The 19,562-nt window shown below is 47.9% G+C and carries 9 protein-coding genes and 1 pseudogene; 4 read left to right on the plus strand and 6 right to left on the minus strand.

What is annotated here, in order from left to right:
- The first annotated feature begins 2 nt into the window (after positions 1-2).
- Complete coding sequence (locus HB364_RS31055; protein WP_167292340.1) at positions 3-1,499, plus strand: lipopolysaccharide biosynthesis protein; 1,497 nt, start codon at positions 3-5, stop codon at positions 1,497-1,499.
- Positions 1,500-1,813: 314 nt separating this feature from the next.
- Positions 1,814-8,098, plus strand: coding sequence for a PKD domain-containing protein (locus tag HB364_RS31060; RefSeq protein ID WP_167292341.1), 6,285 nt, complete (start codon positions 1,814-1,816; stop codon positions 8,096-8,098).
- 15 nt (positions 8,099-8,113) lie between these two features.
- On the opposite strand, the gene HB364_RS31065 is transcribed toward HB364_RS31060, so the two are convergent.
- The 3 genes and pseudogenes from HB364_RS31065 to HB364_RS31075 form a co-directional block, all read right to left on the minus strand.
- A complete protein-coding gene (locus HB364_RS31065; RefSeq protein ID WP_167292342.1) occupies positions 8,114-8,866 on the minus strand; it encodes a LytR/AlgR family response regulator transcription factor in 753 nt (250 codons plus the stop codon).
- Between the two features lie 11 nt (positions 8,867-8,877).
- The gene (locus HB364_RS31070) at positions 8,878-11,868 is read right to left on the minus strand and encodes a sensor histidine kinase (RefSeq protein ID WP_167292343.1); all 2,991 of its coding nucleotides are present in this window, start codon (positions 11,866-11,868) and stop codon (positions 8,878-8,880) included.
- A gap of 106 nt (positions 11,869-11,974) precedes the next feature.
- Positions 11,975-12,694, minus strand: a pseudogene (locus tag HB364_RS31075) (menaquinone biosynthetic enzyme MqnA/MqnD family protein); the annotation flags it as partial.
- Positions 12,695-12,747: 53 nt separating this feature from the next.
- On the opposite strand from HB364_RS31075, the gene purB reads away from it, so the two are divergent.
- The gene (gene purB, locus HB364_RS31080; protein ID WP_167292344.1) at positions 12,748-14,091 is read left to right on the plus strand and encodes an adenylosuccinate lyase; all 1,344 of its coding nucleotides are present in this window, start codon (positions 12,748-12,750) and stop codon (positions 14,089-14,091) included.
- On the opposite strand, the gene HB364_RS31085 is transcribed toward purB, so the two are convergent.
- On the minus strand, positions 14,067-14,600 hold the full coding sequence (locus tag HB364_RS31085) for a GNAT family N-acetyltransferase (RefSeq protein ID WP_167292345.1): 534 nt from the start codon (positions 14,598-14,600) through the stop codon (positions 14,067-14,069). The two genes, purB and HB364_RS31085, sit on opposite strands and share 25 nt — an antisense overlap.
- 103 nt (positions 14,601-14,703) lie before the next feature.
- A complete protein-coding gene (locus tag HB364_RS31090) occupies positions 14,704-16,299 on the minus strand; it encodes a peptide chain release factor 3 (RefSeq protein WP_167292346.1) in 1,596 nt (531 codons plus the stop codon).
- A 223-nt stretch (positions 16,300-16,522) separates the two neighbouring features.
- On the opposite strand from HB364_RS31090, the gene HB364_RS31095 reads away from it, so the two are divergent.
- Positions 16,523-18,427 carry a hypothetical protein gene (locus HB364_RS31095; protein ID WP_167292347.1) on the plus strand — a complete coding sequence of 635 codons (1,905 nt, stop codon included), beginning with the start codon at positions 16,523-16,525 and terminating at the stop codon, positions 18,425-18,427.
- A gap of 17 nt (positions 18,428-18,444) precedes the next feature.
- On the opposite strand, the gene HB364_RS31100 is transcribed toward HB364_RS31095, so the two are convergent.
- Entirely contained in the window at positions 18,445-19,314 is an 870-nt protein-coding gene (locus HB364_RS31100) for an aldose 1-epimerase family protein (protein WP_167292348.1), read from the minus strand.
- Positions 19,315-19,562: the final 248 nt, after the last annotated feature.

Genomic DNA, 19,562 nt, shown 5'->3' on the forward strand with positions numbered 1-19,562 from the left:
ATATGGGGGAAATACGTAAACAAACGCTGCAATCCTCTTTCCTTTCCTATATAGGGTTCCTGGTGGGCGCCATCAATACCTATTTCTTTACCCGGGAAGGGATGTTTACGCCCGAACAGTATGGTCTTACCCAGGTCATCATCAGCCTGTCGCAGATCATTGCCCCCTTTGCGAGCCTAGGCATGACAGCCTTCATGAACCGGTTTTTCCCTTATTATGCCGATCACCTGGATCATCGTAAAAACGATATGCTGACCGTTGTCATCCTGTTCTGTTCCCTGGGCGCCCTGGTGATATTTTCCGGGTGTATTGTTTTTGAACCTTTTGTGGTCAGGCAGTTTAGCGGCCGGTCTCCGCTGGTGGTAACTTATTATTACTGGATGCTCTTTTTTTCCTTCTTCTACCTCTGGTTTTTGGTCTTCGAAAGCTACCTGGGCACTTTAAAGAAAACCGTATTGCCAGGCTTTATGCGGGAAACCGGTTACCGGTTGTGTGTACTGGTCCTGATCGGATTATATGCTTTTGGGGTCATCGATTTCAGCTTGTTTGTAAAACTCTTCTGTTGTATCTACTTGTTGGTCGTATTGATCCTTGTCTCTTATCTTATCTGGATCCGCCGCTTGTATGTGCCCACGACCTTCAGTAAAGTGACCAGGCGGATCAGGAAAAGCGTATGGCAATATGTGGCATTTGTGTATACCGGTCTTACCATTAATGGCATAGCCCGGCAGATCGATACCCTGTCACTGGCAGGAGCCAAAAGCCTGCATGATACAGGCATATATTCCCTCAACCAATATTTGGCGGCCATTTTACAGGTCCCTCTCCGGGGGCTTCAGGCCATCGCAGGCCCCCTCATTGCCGAGCACTGGAAGAACAAGAACTACCCTGAATTGAGACGCATATATGAGCGGTCTTCCATCAACCTGTTGCTGATTGCCTGTTTCCTGTTTTTCAATATCTGGCTCAATTATGATGATGGTTTACAGTTTTTGCATATCGACCAGAAATTTGCGGCAGGTAAAATGGTTTTCCTGATCCTGGGATTGTGTAATATCCTCGAGCTTGGCGCTGGCATCAATGGTGCTATGCTCTCTACATCACCCGGCTGGCGTTTTGAGTTCTATTCGGGCCTTACCCTGCTCCTGTTTTCCATCCCCCTGAATATTTATATGGCCCGGTGGAGAGGGATGGAAGGCGTGGCCCTGGCCAGTCTGACTACCATAACTCTTTACAATACCATCCGTTTGATTTTTATGCACTACCGGTTCAATATGTCGCCTTTTACTATCAAAACTGTCTATGCGCTGTTGCTGGTAGGTGCCTGCTACTTACTGACCTGGCTTTTGCTGCATAATATCCATGGCTTTGTGGGTATTGCATTCCGGTCAGTAATGTTCTCTTCCCTTTTGCTGGGCGGTATTTTGTACTTGCGATTAACACCTGATCTTCCCCAATTTATTGAGGTAGTTAAGAAAAAACTCGGTAAAAAAGGTTGATGGAGCTGCACAGTTATTGCTCAAAACTGCACACTTATTGGCGAAAATGACGCAGTTACGGGTTCTCTGAGACAGGTAATTGATATTTATTTATCTTGCAGCAACCATCCCCGACACCCTGAATGCCAATACTGACCAGATATTCTTATGCCAATTTTCGCACATATGTTCCCGGCTTATCCCTATCTGCTATTACGCTTATAGGTTTTTTATGCCTTTTTTGCCTCCCTTGTTTAGCCCAGAAAGAAGCCAATATCTGGTATTTTGGCAAAAATGCAGGGCTTGATTTTAACACCAGTCCGCCCACTCCTTTAATGAATGGCCAGATCAATACCCGGGAAGGCGTATCTTCTATTTCAGATAAAGCTACCGGCCAACTACTATTTTACTCAGAAGGAACAACAGTATGGAACCGGAACCATGCCATAATGCCCAATGGGACCGGACTGCAAGGCGATTACTCAAGCACCCAATCCTCCATAATTGTACCCAATCCCGGCAATCCCAATCAATACTATCTTTTTACCACTGCCTTATCACAGGGCGTACGCTATTCAGTCATTGATATGACGCTGGCGGGAGGTTTGGGAGATGTGATAGCCGCTACCAAAAACACTTCACTCATTACGCCTGCTGCCAGCAGTGAAAAGCTCATTGCAGTACAACATTGCAATAAAACAGATTTCTGGGTAATTACACATACCCTCAACAGTAACACGTTTTATGTTTACCTCGTCAACGCAACCGGTGTACAGGCGCCGGTTACCTATAATATCGGCTATAGTATTGGCAACGCAGTCTACTGGGAAGGTGCCGGATACCTGAAATTTTCACCAGACGGGAGTAAACTGGTCCATGTTATCGGACCTGCTAATACCGGGGCACTGTCGCGCGCAGAGATACTGTCGTTCAACAATAAAACAGGCATCGTATCAGGCCCTGTGACAGTCCTTGACAACCTGAACAGTCCCTACGGGGCTGAATTTTCTCAAAGCAACAAATACCTGTATATCTCAGAGTTGCTGGGAAAGAGGCTTTTACAATATGATCTCACGGCTCCCAATATAAACGCCTCCCAATACACTATAACCAATTCCGCCAACCTGCTGTTCGGCGCCCTGCAATTAGGCCCTGATAATAAGATTTATGTATCTGCCGAAAACGGATATAATATCGGCTACGGATACCTCGGCGTCATTAATAACCCTGAAGCAAGTGGCGCCGGCTGTGGATATATACAGGATGCCATCAACCTGAATGGCAAAGCCACGCTCATTGGCCTGCCTACTTTTAATGCTACCTATTTACAAAAAGATACCGCATCTGTACAGCTATCAGGTAGCTGCGCAGGTATCGGCATTACATTCAGCTTAACCAATACCAACAATGCCGATTCTGTAAAATGGAGTTTTGGAGATGCCAGCGATAGTTCCATGCTACTAAACCCGGTACATACCTATGCTACCCCAGCGGTCTATAATACCCGGGTTGTCATTTACCGGTCGTGCAACGTTAATGATACGATCAATAAAGCCATAACCATTACCAATTGCAACCAAAGTACCGTTATTGCCGGCTTTACGGCTCCCGATACTGTTTGTATCAATAACCCGGTTACCATCAATAATACCTCCACAGGAGCCACTACCAGCTTCTGGAATTTTTGTGTGGCAGATATTAACCAGCAGATTCCCATTGGTAATAACATGGGTAATGTAGGCGGCAACCTGGCTATGCCGGTTTTCATGGATTACGTTTTCGCCAATAATAATTACTATGGGTTCTCGGTCAACTTTAATGGAGGCGGGCTTATCCGACATGATTTTGGTAATAGTCTGCTCAATACACCGACAACGGTAAACCTGGGTAACTTTGGAGGTGTTATTCCGGCGGTAAACAGCGCTGAAGGTATCCAGGTTGTGCAAAATGAAGGACGCTGGTATGCCATTATTGTAGGCGGTTATACCGGCGGCCCTACTCCACGGGTGCTGAAAGTAGATTTCGGCCCCAACATCACCAACCCGACGCCGGTAGCTACCAGTTGGGGAAATATCGGCGGTATGGACCAGCCGGTTGACCTGCATGTTTTCAAAGAAAACAATAATTGGTATGGATTCACGGTAAATGCTGAAGACAACAGCATCACGCGCTTTGACTTTACCAACAGCTTTAATAATATCCCTACCGGCACCAACCTGGGCAATATCGGCAATCTCGCTTATCCTACCGGCATCTATGCTATCAACAACAATGGCAACTGGAGCGTATTCATTACGAATGCAGGGGATAATACAAGGTCCAGCGGTACTTTTTCCTTATCCAGGCTCGACTTTGGTTCTTCACTACTGAACACACCGGTGGGCGTAAACCTGGGCAGCCTCGGCAACGTATTGCAACACCCGAGAGACCTTACCATTTTACGCTCTTGCGAACAAATAATCGGCTTTGTAGTCAACGGTCATCTGAATGACCGGTCATTGGTAAAGCTGGATTTCAATAATAACCTGTCGGCTACGCCCATTGCCACTTCGCTTGGAAACATTGGCAACCTTAGTTTCCCGCATTCCATTTCCAAACTATTCCGCGTTAATGAAGATATATATGGCTTTATCACCAATGTAGACAACAATACCATCACCCGCCTGCGTTTTCCCGGCTGTACCAATGCCAGTATAGCCAGTTCAACAGCTACCAATCCGCCACCGGTTACCTACAATACCCCGGGCACCTACAACATTAACCTTACGGTAGATGATGGGTTGCCTACACAGTCTGCTTTTTGTAAACAGGTAGTCGTACTGCCCGAACCGGTATCAGCACCTACACAACGGCTAACGCTTTGCGCCGGCACGTCCAATATACGGATCGGTACAGGCTCTGGCTCAGCTACCTACCTGTGGAATACCGGCGCCACTACCGATTCCATAGATGTAACGGCGCCGGGTACTTACTGGGTGGACATTAACCGGTTTGGCTGTACTGCAACAGACACCTTTATTATCAATGCCAGCAGTTGCATCGTTACGGCGGCTTTTACAGCGCCGGATACGGTGTGTATCAACAATCCGGTAACCATCAACAATACCTCCACAGGGGCCACTACCAGCTTTTGGAACTTTTGTGTGGCCGATATAACACAGCCGCCTGTAGGCACTAACCTGGGCAACATAGACAACAATTTGTCGCAGCCTGTATTCATGGATTATGTCTTCGACAACGGCAACTATTATGGCTTTGTGGTGAACCATATACCGGGCGGCCTGGTCAGGCTCAACTTTGGGAACAGCCTGTTGAATACGCCCACTTCAGTCAACCTGGGCAACTTTAATGGCGTCATACCTGCCGGAAGTGGTGCTGAAGGCATTCGTGTAGTAAAGAACAATGGAAAATGGTATGCCATCATTGTAGGCGGGAGTTCACAAACCACCTACCCGCCCCGGATTTTGAAAATCGACTTTGGCGCCAACATTACGAACCCTTCGCCCACAGCCACCGATTGGGGCAACCTCGGCAATATGGACCAGCCTATCGACTTTGATCTTTTCCAGGAAAACAATAACTGGTATGGCTTTACTGTCAACGCAATCAACAATACGATCACACGGTTCAACTTCACCAATAGTTTTGATAACACCCCAACGGCCATTAATATGGGGAACCTGGGAGGACTAAGCTACCCTACAGGTATCTATATTATTAATGACAACGGTAATTACAGAATCTTTATCAGCAATGCAGGCAGCGGGGCCTCTTTAACCAGGCTCGATTTTGGATCATCGCTGTTGAATACACCCACGGCTGTTAACCTGGGCAATCCTGGCAATGTAATGGTAACACCCAGAGATCTTACTGTAATGCGTTCCTGCGGGCAGGCCGTAGCTTTTATTGCCAATGGTCAGCCAGGGTATGGTAACATTTCCAGCCTTGATTTTAACAATGACTTTACGGCTGTTCCTACGCCTGCTTCCTTAGGCAATATAGGCAACCTGAACTTTGCACATTCCATTTCGAGGTTATTCAGGGTTAATGAGGACATCTTTGGTTTTGTTACCAATGTCACCAACAATACCATCACCCGCTTCCGTTTTCCCGGCTGTACCAATGCCAGCATAGCCAGCTCTACAGCCACCAATCCGCCACCAATTACTTACAATACACCCGGCACGTATAATATTAACCTCACGGTAGACGATGGCCTGCCTACGCAAACTGCTTTTTGTAAACAGGTAGTGGTATTGCCGGCCCCCGTGCAATCACCCACCAAAACTTCTACCCTTTGCACCGGAGCAACCACCAGGATAGGAACAGGCGCCAAATACGCCACTTACCTATGGAATACCGGCGCTACCACCGACTCCATTGATGTTACCAATGCCGGCACCTATTGGGTCACCATCAACAGTTTTGGCTGCAGTGTTACAGATACCTTTAAAGTGGAGCGTATACTAATATCAGACTTCAGCTTTAAGCAGGATGTATGCAACCCCTATACCGTAACATTTGCCAATGCAAGCACCGCTACCACCAGCCCATACTGGGACCTAGGAGATGGCACTATGATTACCGGCAACCTTAACCCGGTGCACACCTATGCCAACTTTGGAGATTATACCATCCGGTTCAGCGTGCAGGATGGCAACTGCAGGGACACGGTGGACAAAATTATCAGCATCAATGTGGTGAAAGATGACATCATTATTACGCCTGATACTGTTATCTGCGATGGCACCACCAAACAGTTACGTACCAAACCTTCCCTGAGCTTTTGCTGGTACCCCACCACTTACCTCGACAATCCCAACTCACCCAACCCGGTTACCAGCACCCCACACAACATTACCTATTACTTTAATGCAGAAGTAACAGGCAATAACCTGATCGTCAACGGCGACTTTTCAGCCGGCAATACCGGCTTTACTTCCCAATATATCTATGCAGCCACCAATACTACGGAAGGCGAATATGCGGTTGGCCCCAATCCTCAAACATGGAATGGTGCTGCCAGCAACTGTCGTGACCATACCAGTGGCAACGGAAATATGTTATTGGTAAATGGGAATCCTATAGCCGATGAAAAAGTATGGACCCAAACGGTAAATGTAATACCCAATACCAGTTATGCTTTTTCAACCTGGATCCAATCCATATCAGAAGCCAACCCTGCCCAACTACAATTCTCCATCAACGGAAAGGACATGGCCAATGCCATTACAGCCTCCATGCCTGGTTGTAACTGGCTGCAATTCTATACTACCTGGAACTCCGGCAACAATACAACCGCCCAGATTTCCATCGTTAATAAAAACACCATACGAGATGGCAATGATTTTGCGCTGGACGATATCTCCTTTGCGCAAGTATTCATTAAACGGGACAGTGTAATCATTAAAGTAGATACACCGGTGGTGAAAACGATCCTGGATACAACAGTATGTAAGGAAAAGCCGGTTACCCTGTACACTACCGGTGCAGCCACCTATACCTGGTCGCCGGCTACGACTTTATCCAATCCGGCTATCGCTAATCCCGTGGCCACTCCCTCGGCCAATACTGAATACATTGTTACCGGTATTACCATGAATGGCTGTGTGGCTAAAGACACAGTGGCTGTTAATATATTCTCCAAACCTGTCATCACCAAAACCCAGGACACCGCGGTATGCCGTAATTCGGCTTTCCCGCTTTATATAGCGGGAGGGACATCTTATGCCTGGTCGCCGGCCAATCAATTAAATAACCCAGCCAGCAATACCCCCATAGCCAGCCCGGGAACGGCAGATATTACTTACTACGTAACCATTACCGATAGCCACTCCTGCATCAGCCAGGATTCTGTGCAGGTTTCTATACGTCCTTACCCGGTCTTTACCGCTTCGGGTAATCAGGCCATTTGCTATGGCAGCAGCGCAACCCTGCGGGCAGGTGGAGGCGACCAGTACCAATGGACCCCGGCCCACTTGCTGAGCGACGCCGGTTCACCGGAACCGGTAGCTACGCCGGATACCACCACCCAATTCAGTGTCTATATCCGGGAAACTACCTGCGGTTTTGACACCACCATCAACAGGAGGATCATTGTCAATCCTGTGCCGGAGCTCACGGTGGAGAAAGCCAATGACATCAACTGTAATACACCCACTGCACAATTAAACGCGGCAGGCGCCCGGCAATATACCTGGAGTCCGGTAGCGGGACTGAATGATCCTTATAAAGCCAACCCGATTACTCATACAGATACCACTACACAATACACAGTAACCGGTATCAACCAATATGGCTGCAGCTCCACTGCCTTCCTGAAAGTCATTGCCAGCAAGGAGGGATTACCCCGCTTTGTGGTACCCAATGCCTTTACCCCCAATGGCGACCGCAACAACGATTGCTTTGGCATTCAAAGATGGGGCAATGCAAAAGTGGAGGAATTTGCCGTGTATAACCGGTGGGGACAATTGGTCTTTAAGACTGCCGATCCTTCCCGGTGCTGGGATGGCACCTTCAATGGAAAGCCGCAGGATGCCGGCGGATACATCTATGTGATCAAAGCAAAAACATTATGTGGCGAAGTAAGCCGCAAAGGCATGGTCATGCTGATCAGATAAAGAGGGGAATAACGCTTATGAACGCAGGCCGAACCGGGCCATCAGTTCATCCTTACGGCGGGTGGCCACTTCAATCATGGTGCCGTCCTCCATCTCGAGATATCCTCCCCTGCCACGATGGTATTTTTTTACGCAATTGAGGTTTACAATATGAGAATTATGGATCCTGAAGAAAAGATCATCGGGCAGCAAAGGCTCATATTCCTTGATGTTTTTTGAAGCCAGCACCTTTTCCATACCCTTAATATAAAAGGTGGTATAGCCGCCTTTCGATTCACAGCGCATAATATCCGACAACAATACAAATACATAACCTTCTTTGGAAGGCAGTGCCAGTTTTTGCACTGCCTGTTGTGGTTTCTGCAGGTTATACAGCAGGGCTTCTATACGCTCGTTGACATTCCGGATGGCTACTTTTTGGGTTGCTTTGACCACTGCCGCTGTCAATTCATCAATATTGACCGGCTTCAGCAGATAATCCAGCGCACTGTATTTGATCGCCTTCAGGGAGTAATCATTGAAGGCCGTAATAAAGATCACCTCAAAATGGATCGGCTTTAACTGGTCCAGCAGGTCAAAACCGCTGCCATAGGGCATTTCTATATCCAGGAATACCAGGTCGGGCTTTACTTCCTGCACCAGTTGTACACCGGCTGCGGCATTATCAGCCTGCCCTTCAATGGTTACATCCGGACAAAATTCTTCCAGCATCAGCTTCAGGATGCGGTTATTCTTAGGTTCATCGTCAATCAATACGGCACGAATCATAAGCATTACATTTAATGGGATTTGCCGGCTTCCGCTACAGGAAATTGCAATACCACACGGGTACCGGCAGTCTGGTTATTGATCAGGATATCTTCTACATCAATCAGAGCAGGGACCTGCTGATGCCTGTTCAGCATCTCAATACGCCTGGCAGTGAGGGTCATGCCCTTCGACTGGTATTCTATTGGCATTTGGCTTTTGAATTGAGCAGCCACCTTACGCCCTACTCCATTATCCTCCACCCGGCAAATAACATACTGCTCATTGAGCCCGAAAGACACGGTAATTTGCCCCAGCTTGTCAGTGCGGTACCGTACGCCATGCCGGATGCTGTTCTCCACATAAGGTTGCAGGATCATAGGAGGAATATACCAGTCAGATGGATCAAGATTATCCGCCACCGTTACCCTATACGAAAACTTATCCTCAAATTTCGTTTTTTCCAGTTCAAGATAAGTGGTGAGGTAGCTGATTTCTTCATAAAGGCTGATCTTTGTCTTAGACGAAATATCCAGCGTCAACCGGATCAGCCGGGAGAAATCCGTAATGAACTTATTAGCGCCCCGCAAATCTTTGTCGATCACATACTGCTGCACCGAATTAAGGCTGTTAAAGATAAAATGGGGGTTCATCTGCGCCTTCAGGGCCATCTGCTCCAGTTCCGCCATGCGGTTATTGATCTGCATCTTCTCCTCATTCTGCCGGCGTATCTTTTTGATGCGGGCATTGACAAAAATCCATATCAGGGCGCCAATCATGAGCAAGACCAGGATACGGAACCAGGTCTTTTCCCACAACAACTTCTCTACCCGGAAAGGGATGCGTACCATTTCACTTTCCACCCCAAACTTATTGGTAGCTATTAATTGCAATTCATAATCCCCCGAGGGAAGGGCAGGATAGCTGAGAAAAGTTTCCCGGGTAGTTTGCCAGTTGTCGTTGAGTCCCACCATCCGGTACCGGTAAGTAATATCACCAGCGGAACGATAAGATATACCCACATAATCAAACCGGACATCGTTCTCTGCATGCGGCAATACCAAACCGGTGGTATCATATTGCTTCTTTCCATTCAGCACCCCAACACCCGTAATGCGTAACTTACAAAAGGAGTTAAGTGAGATCCTGTCTGCATCAAAACTGGTCAGTCCGGCAGAAGTGCCTGCATATACCCGTGATCCATCCACATATACCGCATTGATCATATTGCCCACTAATCCATCATCCTCTGTATAAGTAGTGATGGCAGCGCCTGCCGGTGTAATCACTACCTGGTTTAGCCCTTTGTCGGTACCTACCCAAATGGTATTCCCCGACACGTACAAGACACGGCAGATATCACTGGTTAATCCATCCTGTTGCCGGATAACATGGGTAATACGGTTATGCCTGAAACCAAGTAAGCCATTATCGTAAGTAGCGATCCACAAAGTACCATCTGCAGAAGCGCCCATAGCAGCAATACGGCTTTGAAGCAAGGGAAATTGATCGCCTAAGAATTTACCATTGGGGGTACTATCAGCAACATATAACCCGTTTAACGTACCCACATATACCGTATCCCCTTGTGCAAAGCAGGTGGTGGAACGGCCAACCCATATAGCGGAACGGGGAGGCCATATAAAGGAGAAACCCTCCAAAGATATTTGCTCATCAAGCAGGTAAACCCCATTTACGGTGGCCGCTAAAAAAAACTGGTCATTATAGCCTGCAAGCGATTTAACACCATTAAATCCCCTTGTATTAAATCGATCCCTCCAGGCTCCTTTTCTACGGAGATCAGGAAACCCTGTTAATCCAAAATTGGTGCCCAATATCAACCTGTTACGAGGCAATATTGCCATAGACGATATTCTCGTATGGCTATACGGATTATATATGTATTCATGCTTCACCTGCAAAGTACCGGTATCTATATGCCAAAGCAGCGATCCTGCCGTTCCTGCATATAAGAGCCTGTCCATCCTTTGCAAACTGAATACAGGCAATACATCCCTGTTGTTGGCGCTAAAGATGAAACTTTGGAATTCAAATGAGCCTACCCGGAAAATGCCGGCCCCTGCTGTCATAAACCAATAATTGCCTTCGCTGTCCTGCATCACGCTGTTCACTTCCTTACCCCGCAGGCAGCGCCTGATCACCTGACCCTTCCTGAAATCAAAAATGGTGGTTCCATCCGCAGCATTAATAGCACAAAGACTGTCATTGAGCGGCGACAGGCTGGTAACATTCAACAGAGGATAAACACTTTGCTTTTCCCCGGCTGCCCACAGGAAATAAAGACTGTCTTTTTTTGCGTAAGTTTCCAGCACAGGCGATAACCTGGCTAAAGCTAAAAGATGTGGATCGTAAGACGTAATTTCTTTTACTATCGTATACATATCCGGCTCGATTGTCAGCACAGCGTTCCGGACAGCACCCGGGAACTTTCCCACATTACTAACCATCAGTCCAAAACGACCGTTATGCCGGATACCGGCTTTCGTAATGGCGAATTCCCCGTCCTTTGCATCCAGGACTGTTTTCACCTGCCCGGCAGCAGTCATGATATGAATACCATGAGTCTCTGCCACCAGGATATTGCCCTGGCCGTCTTCTGCCACGTCAACGATTTGTGAAGTAATCGGCAGCTTACGCAGTAGCGAATCATTCTGCTGGGTATAGATCTTTCCTTTCCAATAGTAACAAATGGCATTCCGGAAGGGCATGATCCATACCCGGCCTTTGGAATCAACAAACAACTTCAATACTTCGTTATCCGGCAACCCGTCGGCAGTAGTAAAATTCCGGAAATGGGTGCCGTCAAAGCGACTCAGGCCGGTCTCGGTACCAAACCACAAAAAACCATCTTTGTCCTCCACACCGCAATACACTACCGAGCCCGCCAGCCCGTCTTTTGCATCATAGCGGGCGTAGCTGTATTCCTGCCCCCGGGCAGGTATACAGCAAAAAATAGTTACCGAAAGCCATAGCCAAAAGAGTCGGCCCAGCCAATTGCGCATAATCCCCAGCTAATTTGCCTGTAATGTAATATTTCCTGCAGAAAATAATCGCTTATTTGCGGACAGGCAACGCCGTTTCCCTGGTAATTTCCGTAAGTTTTGACAGGAATAACTTCAGCGCCTTGCGTTTGGGCTGGTCCAGTTGATAACTGATATAGCGGGTATAATAGGCATGCAGGTCAAATGTTGGGTAAGATGTGGTGGCCACTACGCTGGGAATGCAGTTAACACCCGCCTGGTTGGCCTCATTGAAGGAAGTGATGAAATCAGCCGGCAGTTTTTTATTGCTTACCCAGGCGGCAAATACAAAGGGCAGCCCCGTCATCTGTTTCCAGGCTTCGCCAAGGTCATATACGTAGGCCGACTTACTTCTTTGTTCCAGTGCCCGGTCGCCAATCACCACGCCTGCGGTGGTTCCTTTTATATTGGCACGGAAATCAGTTTTACTGGTATCCACCAGTTCAGGCTGTATTTTCCAGTGATCGCGCAGCAATATTTTGGCCAACGCCACAGAAGTACGGCTTTGGTAATCGAGCAATACCGTTTCGATCTGTTCTACCGGCACTTCACTGAACAGGCCCACAGAAGCCACAGGTCCGTCACATCCGATACACCAATCCGTATTAATATAATATTCTTTCAAATGAGGGATCACCGCTACCGGCACCAGGCCCATATCAATTTTTCCTTCCAGCAACAGGCGGGCAATATTGGCCGGATAATCTCCAATTAATTCAATATCATTAATAACCGGGGACTGCTGTAAACCGTAGATCAACGGTTTTGTATTCAGATAATTGACGATTCCAACCTTAATCTTCTCCAATTGATTTAATTTTACGGCGCAAAGATAACAGAATATAGATATAACAATTGTTCATGGACTTACACGCACTTACAGCTATCTCTCCTATTGACGGACGTTACCGTAACCAGGTTCAGCACCTGGATGAATACTTTTCTGAATTCGCCTTAATAAAATACCGGGTACTGGTAGAAGTGGAATACTTCCAGTTCCTGTCCGATAAGAAATTCTTTCCCCTCACAGCGGCCCAGCGCAAGGCTTTGCGCGCCATAGCGGAAGACTTCAGCCTCGAAGATGCCCGCACCATCAAAGAAACAGAGAAGATCACCAACCACGACGTAAAAGCCGTGGAATACTTCATTAAAGAGAAGCTCAAACAAGCCAAAGCCGAAAAGATAACAGAGTGGGTGCATTTTGGCCTTACTTCCCAGGATATCAACAACACCGCCATCCCGCTTTCCTGGAAGCATGCGGTGGAATTTGAATACCTGCCGGCATTGCTGAACCTCAACCGCCAGTTGGAAATACTGTCTGAAGACTGGAGGGATGTTCCCATGCTGGCGCGTACACACGGCCAGCCTGCCAGCCCTACCCGCCTGGGCAAAGAGCTCAGGGTATTTGTAGAGCGGCTGGAGAACCAGGTAGAGCAATTCATCTATATTCCTTTCACCGCCAAATTTGGCGGCGCTACGGGCAACTTTAATGCGCACCAGGTAGCCTACCCCAAAAAAGACTGGGTAAAACTGGGCAATGACTTTGTAGAAGGGGTACTGGGCCTGCAGCGCCAGCAATTCACCACCCAGATAGAGCATTATGATTTCCTGGCAGCCCATTTCGACGCCATGAAACGCATCAATACCATCCTCATTGATTTCTGTCGCGATACCTGGACCTATATCTCCATGGATTACTTTAAGCAACGCACCAAAGAAGGGGAAATAGGCTCTTCTGCCATGCCGCACAAAGTCAATCCGATTGATTTTGAAAATGCAGAAGGCAACCTGGGCATCGCCAATGCCCTGCTGGAACACCTGGCGGGCAAATTACCAGTGAGCCGCCTGCAGCGTGACCTGACCGATTCTACGGTGCTGCGTAATATCGGCGTTCCTTTCGCCCATATCATTCTGGCCATTAAATCCATTGAAAAAGGGTTGGACAAACTGGTACTGAATGATGAGAAGATCTATAACGACCTCGACAATAACTGGGCTGTGGTAGCAGAGGCCATACAGACCGTTTTACGGCGGGAAAACTATCCGCAGCCGTATGAGGCGCTGAAGGCGCTTACCCGTGGCAAGAACGGCATCAATAAGCAAAGCATGCACGAATTTATTGACAGCCTTAAGATATCCTCTTCTCTCAAGAAAGAATTAAAGAAGATAACTCCACATAACTATGTTGGGATCAATCCTGAGTAATCCTCAAATTTGTATTTCCACCACAACATGTTCCCCTTCCGGGTATACTGGATAAAATGATTCTTCAGTAATACTCTTATGGAAGCGGCATTCGTTTCATCGGTTTCAGCTACTATGCAGGTAACGTCGGGCCTGTTCCTGCCCCAGCCCAGCATGCCGCCCACAGCTTCTGTCATAAAGCCTTTACCCTGGTGGGCCGGCATGGTGCCATAACCGATCTCTATTTCACCATTACCGGTGGGGACGCCCTTGAATCCCAGTTCGGCCACAATGAGCCTGCTCGATTTTTCCACCACGATCCAGAAAGTATAAAAAAGGTAATTATCGGCCGTAGCATGGGCCATTCGGGGGATGGTAAATTTGGTGACCATGTCCTGCACGGCCGGCACCACGATCCTGTTATTGCACGCCAATCCCATTGATTTTTCAAACAGATCATTGGCCTGCAGGTACAGGGACAGTTGCTCCCTGTTGAGCGGAGATATCAACAAGCGGGATGTCTCTACCATAGCCTGAAGATAGCATTAGAATGCAGAATTCAGTATACAGAATCCAGCAGCTTTTGCGTGGTTTTATTCTGAATGCTGGATACTGGATACTGGATTCTTTCCCTTACACCGCCTCCTTATGGATCTCACTCGTAAAGTGAAACTCAATGTCCGGGTTATTCTGTCTTTCCGTATTCAGGAACCATTCACTTTGGGCCAGGTATACCAGGTGGCCATCTTTATCGGTAGCGATATTATTGCTCTTGAACCGGGTAAAATCGTCCAGCTTCTTAGGGTCGGCGCTGGTGATCCAGCAGGCTTTGTAATAAGGCTGTGCCCTGAACTCGCAGGAGGCGCCATATTCCTGCAGCAAACGGTATTGGATCACCTCAAACTGGAGCTCTCCCACACAACCAATGATCTTCTTATTACCGCCAAACTGGGTAAACAACTGCGCCACTCCCTCATCCGTCAACTGCAATAACCCCTTTTCCAATTGCTTGGTCTTCATGGGATCTTTATTTACCACCTCCTTAAAAATTTCAGGAGAAAAGGAAGGTATACCCGTGTAATAGAAGTTCTCTCCTTCGGTCAGGGTATCCCCGATCTTGAAATTACCGGTATCGAATAAACCGACCACATCGCCGGGGAAAGCCGCTTCGATCACGTCCTTATCCCGGGCCATGAACGTATAGGGATTGCTGAAGCGCACATCCTTATCCAGCCGCACATGGTGGAAATACTTATTGCGTTCAAACTTGCCGGAGCAAACCCGCAGGAAGGCGATACGGTCGCGGTGCTTGGGGTCCAGGTTGGCATGGATCTTAAAAATAAAGCCGGAGAACTTGTCCTCATCGGGGCAAACCTCCCGGATAGAGGTAGGACGGCAGCGTGGTATGGGAGCAATCCGGATAAAAGTATCCAGCATCTCCTTGACCCCGAAATTATTGATGGCGCTGCCAAAGAATACCGGGGCCACCTTACCCGCCATATAATCCTCTCCACTCAGTTCGCCATGTACACCGTCCACCAGCTCCACATCTTCCCGCAGCAGGGCCGCATCCTTCTCTCCCAGGCGCTCATCCAGTACGGGCTCGGCCAGGTCAGAAATGCGGATGGAATCCTCTTCTGTAGCCTTCGTATTGGCAGTAAACAACAGCAGGCCTTTATCATGCAGGTTATACACCCCTTTAAAATCCTTGCCGCTGTTGATGGGCCAGGTCATGGGGTGCAGGTGTATCTTCAGTTCTTTCTCGATCTCTTCCAGCAGGTCAAAGCGGTTCTTACCATCACGGTCCATCTTATTGATGAACACAATCACCGGGGTATCGCGCATACGGCACACTTCCATCAGGCGGCGGGTTTGTTCCTCTACCCCATTCACGCTGTCCACCACCAGGATCACGCTGTCTACCGCCGTCAGGGTGCGGTAAGTATCTTCTGCAAAGTCCTTGTGGCCCGGTGTATCCAGCAGGTTGATCAGGGTGCCCTTGTATTCAAAACTCATTACCGAGGTAGCCACAGAGATACCTCTTTGCCGCTCGATCTCCATAAAGTCGCTCGTGGCGTGCTTCTTGATCTTATTGCTTTTTACTGCACCAGCCGTTTGGATGGCGCCGCCAAACAACAGGAACTTTTCGGTCAGGGTCGTTTTACCGGCGTCGGGGTGGGAAATAATGGCAAAGGTCCGGCGCTTCTGTATCTCGTTACTATATTTCATTCAATATTTCAGGTTAAACTGATTACTAATTAATAATCAGCAATTTAATACTCAATAACTAATCTTAAATAAAAGGCATAACTGCCTGAAAAACCGGTGCAAAGGTATCGAATCGGCAGGAGATTCCAGAGCTACTCCCCGTCACCCGAAAAGATTTTATGACTGCTGATAAACCAGCTTTGCTGTATATTGTTATCCCGACAATCCCTAACCGTTACATTCTATGCCCCACCCCTTTTCTATCAGGCAACTACTGGCATGCCTTTTTATAGCCTCCTTCTCGCTGGACTCCTATTCTCAGAAAATAGTCATTGCAGATGCCCGGTTCGACGTTTCCTGCCGGCAAACCCATCAACTGATCGAGAGCAAACCCGGCGAAGTATTATTTGGTATCCGGATAGACAAAAAAGGCGATGTATACTTTACCATGAACAGCCGCGCCTGGTTTGATAAGATCTTCACCAGCTCACAGGATGGGGTCACCGCCGATCTCATAACCAAAGACCTGTACGGCTGCAACAAAACAAGCCCGTCCTACCGGCAACTGCCCAAAGGACAATACATGCAACCGGTATACCTCAACTACCTGAAACAAAACATGAAAGATGAGGGCATGGGAAATTTTGCGGTAAAGATCGGTACAGTGCCCGCCGACCTGAAAAAGAAGGCCCATGAACTGGAAGGCAACCTGGTGATCCTGAAAAACGGGGTCGTATGCTACTATACCAACTTCCTGGATATTGACCGCAGCCTCTGGGCGCTCCTGCCTATGGGACTGCATACCGATACCGTTATCAGCACCGAAAAACTGCTGGATACGACCAATGCCCAGGAACTGCTGTACACAAAAAAACTGCAATTCACTATCCCGTTTGCCAAAAGCAAGTCGGTCTACAACAAAGCCGACCTGAAGCCATTGTACGATTCCCTGCACCTGGCCGATTACCGCATCCTGAAAATGGACATACGCGCCTATTCCTCTGTAGAAGGCGCAGAAAAACTGAACCAGCAATTACAACAGGCAAGGGCTAACTCCATGATACAGGCCTTACAGCAATACCAGTCGCCCGATATACAAAAACAAGTGACAGCCACAGAGAATTGGGTGGAATTCCTGGAGGATATCCAGCGTACGCCTTTTGCCACCTTTGCCGGCCTTTCACGGGAAGCTATTAAAACCAAATTACAGGACAAAACGGTAGCAGACCAACTGGAACCCATACTGAAAAATCACCGGAAAGCGATCGTCACCATCTACCTCAATAAGAAAAGCGGACTGGAAGCGATTACTGATCAAAACCTGTCCATCCAGTTTAAAAACGCCCTGGCCCAAAAGAACATTTACAAAGCCTCTCTCATCCAGGAGGAAGTCTATGCACGCATTGCCGACAACCGGCTGCCGGAGGACTATGCCGATAAACTGGAAATACCACAGGAGAAGCAATACAGTCTCTTATTGTCAGACAGGGAAACCTATAAATACCAGCTTGGGCTGACCGGAGAAGAAGAAGCATTGGAAAACTTCAGGACCCTGTTCAAACTCGATTCGGCCAGCGGCCGCATCCGTTACAACATCTGCGCCCTCAGTTTTCAATTCTGGCAGTTCGACACCACCTTCCTGAATCCCAAAACATTCCTGCAGGACATCAATGCCCTGTACCGGTTTAAGATAGACCACCAGCTTATTAAACGCATGCTCATCAATTACCACATCCTTAGCTGCGAACACAGCATGTACCGGGGAGATTATGCAGCCAAAGACCGCTATCTGCAATACATCATTCAAAACTATGGTACCCTGCAATTAGCGGATGAAGAAGTATTGTCACTGGCCAAATACCTCTGCTTTTATGCGCAGTTCGATGAAGCGGAAAAGCTGGTCACCAAGCGCGTGCAAAGTATTGACGTCAATGAAGACCTGCTGTTCTATTACCTCAACCTGAAACTGTTCAATCCGGAGATCAATTTCAAAGCAATGCTGAAAAAAGAGATCAACAACGCCATCAACCTCAACAGGCCACGCTTTTGCCGTTTCTTTAACTCCATCAACGATGGCGGCGCCAGCTTTCAGGCGCTGGAGAACGGCTCATTAAAAGAAATTTATTGCGAACATTGCCAGGTAAAATAAGCTGGCGGGCGATTGGGTTAAAACACACTCACCGTCCAAATACGCGTAAACACCTCTTTGGCGATCAGCTTATTGATGCCTTCCTTATCGGTCAGTTGCTGATTGGCGCCTACCCCATCGGCAATGCCGCACCAGGGCTCCAGGCATACAAAATCGGCATTCTTAGCCGCCCAGATGCCGAAGAAGGGGAAACCCGGAAAATCCATCGTCAGCCCACGGGGCGTAACATCCGATTCCAGGGATATACGGGACGATTTCAGCCCTTTCAGCACCAGCGCATCCTTTTGGAACAAGGCTTTGGTCAGGGACAGCCTGTTCGTATTGGTTAATACAGGCTGTGGCGTATCCTCAATCAATCCATCCGGAGAAATGGGCCAGCGGGGCGCCTCCTCTACCTGGTCGAACAACAGGTAATAATCTTCATAACGGGTATCCGCCGCCAAAGGCATTTTAAATGCGGGATGGCCTCCCACGGAGAAATACATATCGTCTTTGCCGGTATTGGTCACTTCGTAAGTCACGGCGAGGGAACTATCCACCAGGGTATAACGCAGGCGGAATTCAAAAACAAAAGGAAATACCTTAAGGGACTCTTCATTGCTTTTAATAAGAAAGGTAACGGCGTCCGCTGCCTCGCTTTCCACGGCAAACTGCTGATCGCGGGCAAAGCCATGCCGGGACAGCGCATAAGCCTGGTCTTTGTACACATATTCATTGTTCTTCAGCGTGCCCACAATGGGAAACAATACAGGTGAATGCTTGCCCCACACCGCCGGGTCACCACCCCACATATACTCCAATGCATATTCTTTATGTACCAGGCTGGTCAGTTCGGCCCCCTTGGGATTGATCACTGCTTTAATGACTTTATTCTCAATACTAAACATGCTTCAAAATTTCGGGTTTCAAGTTCCGGGTTTCGGGTTGCTGCCGCAGTGTAACAACCTGCTTTACACTTTATTGGTTGCACCGCAAGATACGAAGGAAGGATTATGAACAAGCACACAAACAACAACTAACGCATCAGCTAAAACATCAATCAACCAGTTACACCAGAAGAACCCGAAACTTCAAACCCGGAACACGAAACCTGTAATATTTCTCCCGACTTGTCTACCAATCAAATAATTAAAGT

Source organism: Paraflavitalea devenefica, assembly GCF_011759375.1.
In the GTDB taxonomy this organism is placed as follows: domain Bacteria; phylum Bacteroidota; class Bacteroidia; order Chitinophagales; family Chitinophagaceae; genus Paraflavitalea; species Paraflavitalea devenefica.